The organism is Adlercreutzia sp., assembly GCF_056795635.1.
This window is the reverse complement of record NZ_JBQIIT010000043.1, coordinates 3,324-7,870: the sequence shown is the minus strand read 5'-3', so window position 1 is coordinate 7,870 and position 4,547 is coordinate 3,324. Positions and strand designations below refer to the sequence as shown.

The window sequence follows — 4,547 nt, the reverse complement described above, 5'->3', positions numbered from 1 at the left end:
CTTGCGGCAGTGAATCATGAGATGGTTCGAGCCTATTGGGAAATCGGGAAGCGCATTGTCGAGGAACAGGGAGAACGCGCTGAATACGGAAAGCGTCTCATCGAATATCTTTCGGAACGTTTGACCAAGGAATTTGGGAAGGGGTTCGACAAACGAAATGTGCACTATATGAAACAGTTTTATCTGACATTTCCAATTGTGAACGCACTGCGTTCACAATTGAGTTGGACACACTATCGTCTGATCATGAAGCTGAAAAGCGCGGAACAGCGTGAGTTCTACATGAATGAGGCTGCCAATGAAAACTGGAGCTCTCGGCAACTCTCGCGGCAAATCAATTCCCATTATTACGAGAGGCTTCTTTCGGGTGCATCGTCTTATCAGGATGAAGTGCGCACAGAGGTTAAAGCGCTTGTCCCACGAGCGCGGGTCGATGAGGTGATTAAAGATCCCTATGTGCTCGATTTCCTGGACTTACCGGAGGACAATCGTTATGCAGAAAAGGACTTAGAGCAGGCAATTATCGATCGTCTCCAGCTTTTTCTTCTCGAACTGGGAAAAGGATTCTCGTTTGTCGCTCGTCAAAAGAGAATCAGCGATGGCGAGGAGGATTATTTCATCGACCTGGTTTTCTACAACTACTTCCTGAAGTGTTTCGTGCTCATCGATTTGAAAACAGGGAAGCTCACTCCCCAAGATGTCGGCCAGATGGATTTTTACGTGAGGCTCTATACGGATAAGTTTAAACTTCCCGAAGACAATCCGCCCATCGGAATTATTCTGTGCTCGGGCAAGAACAAAACCGTTGCTCGCTATTCGGCATTGGCTGACAATAAAGCTCTTTTTGCGTCAGAGTATGTGCTTTACCTCCCTTCGGAAGAGGAACTTGCCAGTGAAGTAGAGGCTGCGGCGCTTCATCATGGCCTCCAAGAGGAAGTTGGCTAGCGCTCCTTCGTTGTGGCTTTCGGACACCACCAAGCCGTGGTAGGGTGGGAGGAAGACTTTCGTTGAGGTGAAGGAAGGGTGGCGCGATGCTGGAGGTGCGCAAGGCGCGAGTCGATGAGCTGGATGCGGTGTTCGAATTCTACGGGCAGATGGCTGACCAGATGGAAGGCACCGATTTCGACGTGCAATGGCGGCGCGGCGGCCACCCGTCCGCAGCGCTTCTGCGAGAGTCGGTGGAAGCCGGCCAGATGATCATCGGCGTGCTCACCGGGGATGCCGACGGGGAGGGCGTGGAAGCGGATGCGTGCGCTTCGGGCGCCGGCGGGGCTATGGACGCCCGGGCCGAAGGCGGCAAGGGCGCTGCCGGCTCCCATCCCGTCATCGCGAGCGCTATGGTGGTGAACCACGAGGGGTCGCCCGGCTACGAGGCGGTGCCCTGGGCTGTGAATGCGGCGCCCGAGTGTGTGGGCGTGCTGCACGTGGTGGCCACGCTGCCGGCCTATCACGGTCGCGGTTTCGCGCGACAGCTTCTGACCCGGGGCATTGAGATTTCCCGCGCCGACGGGCTCGAGGTTCTGCGCCTGGACACCTTCCCCCGCAATAAGCGGGCCCGCAGTCTCTACGAATCCTGCGGCTTCGAGGATCGGGGCGACTGGACCGTCTACTACCCGGCCCTCGGCGACATCCAGGTGTCCATGTACGAACGGGCGCTGTAGGTTTAGCGAGGTGGCGGGGCCTCGCGTGATGGAGGCTTGGGTGGTGGGGCCTCGGATGATGGGGGCTTGGGCCCGCACCGTTTCCGAGGGTCTCCCCGCAGGTCGCGCGCTTCCGCCTGCGGGGCCGTCCGTCGCAAAGCGACGCCTTCTACCCGCAGGCCTCCGGATCCAGGCGGTAGCCGATGCCCCAGACGGTCTCGATGATGCGCGGCGACCGAAACGACCGAATAGCGACCGAAACGACCGAATAGCGACCGAAACGACCGAATAGCGACCGAAAGTGTGTACTGTTCTTGGGAAGAGCTCCGACGGATGCAAAGGAAGCGCTTATGGAATGGAAGCAGTTGGGACAGCTGCGCGAGGGCAACCGCCTCGAGGCCAAGCTGGCAAAGGGCGGTGTTCCGACAAGCGTGTGGGAGACCTACTCGGCGTTCGCGAATACCGAGGGTGGCATTATTTTGCTGGGCGTTCGCGAGGAGAGCGACGGCACGTTGGCTGTCGAGGGGCTTGAGGGCGCCGAGAGACTTCTCAAGAAATTTTGGGATGGTGTGAACAATCCCTCGAAAGTAAGTGCAAATCTGCTCACCAACAGCGATGTTGCCCTCGGCGAAGTTGCCGGGAAGACGTACCTCAGCATACAGGTGCCGCGGGCTCCTCGCCAGTTCAGGCCCGTTTATGTGGGCGGCGACCAAGCGCGGGGCACCTATCGGCGCAACGGGGAGGGAGATTACCACTGCTCGCCTGACGAGATCGTCGCCATGGTGCGCGATGCCAGCCCATCCCCGCTCGACGCGCTTGTTTTGGACGACTTCGGCCTTGATGCGCTGAACATGGAATCGGTAGAGCGTTTTCGCGCCACAATGGAGGCGGTGCGTCCCGGTCATCCCTGGAACAGGCTGAGCTTGGAGGATCTCCTCCTTAAGCTCAATGCAGCTGGCCGTGTGGAAGGGGAGCACGAGCTGCGTCCCACTCGTGCCGGCCTGCTCATGTTCGGCTACGAGTACGAAATCGTTCGGGAATACCCCGAGTACTTTCTCGATTACCGGGAAATGGGTGAGGGCACGCGCTGGCGAGATCGTGTTGTATCCAACGACGGCACCTGGAGTGGCGGGATCTTTGATTTCTGGAGTCAGGTGCTCCCGCGTCTTTCGGCAGGGGTGAAGCGGCCCTTTATGCTCGGCGAATCGCTGCAGCGGGTGGACGATACGGAAATGCACGCCGCCGTGCGCGAGGCCTTCGTCAACGGTCTCGTCCATGCTGACTACTATGGACGTCGCGGTGTGGTTGCGCTGCGATTCCCCGACAAGGTTGAGGTTGGGAATCCAGGCGGTTTGCGGATTGCGCTGGATGTCATGCTTGCCGGCGGCGTCTCCGATGCGAGAAATCCCACGCTCATGAAGATGTTCGGGCTCATCAACGCTTGCGAGAAGGCGGGGAGCGGCTTCGATGTCATGAGGCGGGCGGCGACGGATGCCCGAGCTCCGATGCCCGAGGCCGAGGAAAGCTTCGGCCCTGATCGCGTTGTCGTAACGGTGTATTTGGGAAGCGCCGCCGCCGATCGGGCTTACGAGCTCGCCCCCTCCAGGGATGCGGCGCATCGCTCAGGATTAGAAGCGCCGTTTGCGGACAAGCCGCCCATTCGCGAGATGCCGGCGGCCGACCTTCGCGGGTACTCGGCGGAAGAGCGCACGGTGTTGTTTATGGCTCGCGAGCGGGGAGAATTCGCCCGTCGCGATGTCGAGCAGTTGCTCTCCTGCGGCCCGACGAAGGCCAAAGCTGTCGTGGGTGCCCTTCTGAAGAAGCGAGCTATCGCTCCAAAAGGGGGCGGTCGCAGCACGCGCTACGTCATATCGGAGGGGTAGCCCGGCGACTGGCCGACCCGGCTCCAGCTCATTCCCGAGGGGCACCCCCCCCGCCGGTCGCGCCGCTTCCCGCCTGCGGGGCGGCCGCCGTACAGCGACGCCTTCTACCCGCAGGCCTCCGGGTCCAGGCGGTAGCCGATGCCCCAGACGGTCTCGATGATGCGGGGCTCGGTGGGGTCGGCCTCTATCTTGGCCCGCAGCTTCTTGATGAACACGGTGATGCTGCTCGTCTCGCCCACGAACTCGGGGCCCCAGGCGGCCTCCACCAGCTGCTCGCGGGAAAGCACGGTGCCGGGGGTCGCGGCTAGAGCGGCCAAGATCTTGAACTCCTTCGGGGTGAGCGCCACAGGCTTGCCACCGAGAGTGGCCCGGTGCTGGGCCATGTCGAGCTCCAGGCGTCCCACGGCGATGGTGCCGGTGGCCGGCGCGGCGACGGGGCGCATGGCGGCGCGGCGCAGATGCGCCTCGATGTGCATCATGAGCTCGCGGGGGTCGAAGGGCTTCACCATGTAGTCATCGCCCCCGGCGGCAAATCCCACGCCCTTGTCCACGATGTCGCCCTTGGCCGACAGGAAGATGACCGGCACCGTGACGCCCCGGGCCCGCAGCTCGCGACAGGCGGTGAAGCCGTCCATCTTCGGCATCATCACGTCCATGATGACAAGGTCGGGCGCGATCCTCCCCACGAGCGCCAGCGCGTCCGCGCCGTTCTCGGCGTAGGCGAACTCATAACCGGCGCCCTCTACCATGTCGCGCACCAGCTTCTCGATGCGCGGCTCGTCGTCGACGAGCAGAATCTTCGCCACCATCGCCCTCCTTCGTCATGGCCGTCTAAAGCTGGAGCGGTATGCTCCCTCCATTGGGGCAACCTTACCCGGCAAGACTGTCCCATTCCTGCGGCACGGGAACGTGGGGGATGCGCACCGTGAAGGTGCTGCCCTCCTTCACGCGACTTTCCACGGCGACCGTTCCCCCGTGCAGCTCGGTCAGGTCGCGCACCACAGCCAGGCCCAGCCCCGTGCCC

5 protein-coding genes are annotated in these 4,547 nt (G+C 61.6%); 3 read left to right on the top strand and 2 right to left on the bottom strand.

The features are described 5' to 3' along the window. From ACTOXK_RS11745 to ACTOXK_RS11735, 3 genes are all read left to right on the top strand, one after another. The coding region (locus tag ACTOXK_RS11745; RefSeq protein WP_482279973.1) for a PDDEXK nuclease domain-containing protein at positions 1-945 on the top strand (945 nt) is incomplete at its 5' end. An 86-nt stretch (positions 946-1,031) separates the two neighbouring features. Continuing rightward, complete coding sequence (locus tag ACTOXK_RS11740; protein WP_286142434.1) at positions 1,032-1,661, top strand: GNAT family N-acetyltransferase; 630 nt, start codon at positions 1,032-1,034, stop codon at positions 1,659-1,661. A gap of 329 nt (positions 1,662-1,990) precedes the next feature. After that, the gene (locus ACTOXK_RS11735) at positions 1,991-3,523 is read left to right on the top strand and encodes a DUF8451 domain-containing protein (protein WP_286142433.1); all 1,533 of its coding nucleotides are present in this window, start codon (positions 1,991-1,993) and stop codon (positions 3,521-3,523) included. 104 nt (positions 3,524-3,627) lie between these two features. Here ACTOXK_RS11735 and ACTOXK_RS11730 read toward each other — a convergent pair whose 3' ends face one another. Further along, entirely contained in the window at positions 3,628-4,332 is a 705-nt protein-coding gene (locus tag ACTOXK_RS11730) for a response regulator transcription factor (RefSeq protein WP_286142432.1), read from the bottom strand. A 61-nt stretch (positions 4,333-4,393) separates the two neighbouring features. Next, positions 4,394-4,547, bottom strand: a 154-nt coding sequence (locus ACTOXK_RS11725) for an ATP-binding protein (protein ID WP_482279974.1), incomplete at its 5' end; no start/stop codon positions are given.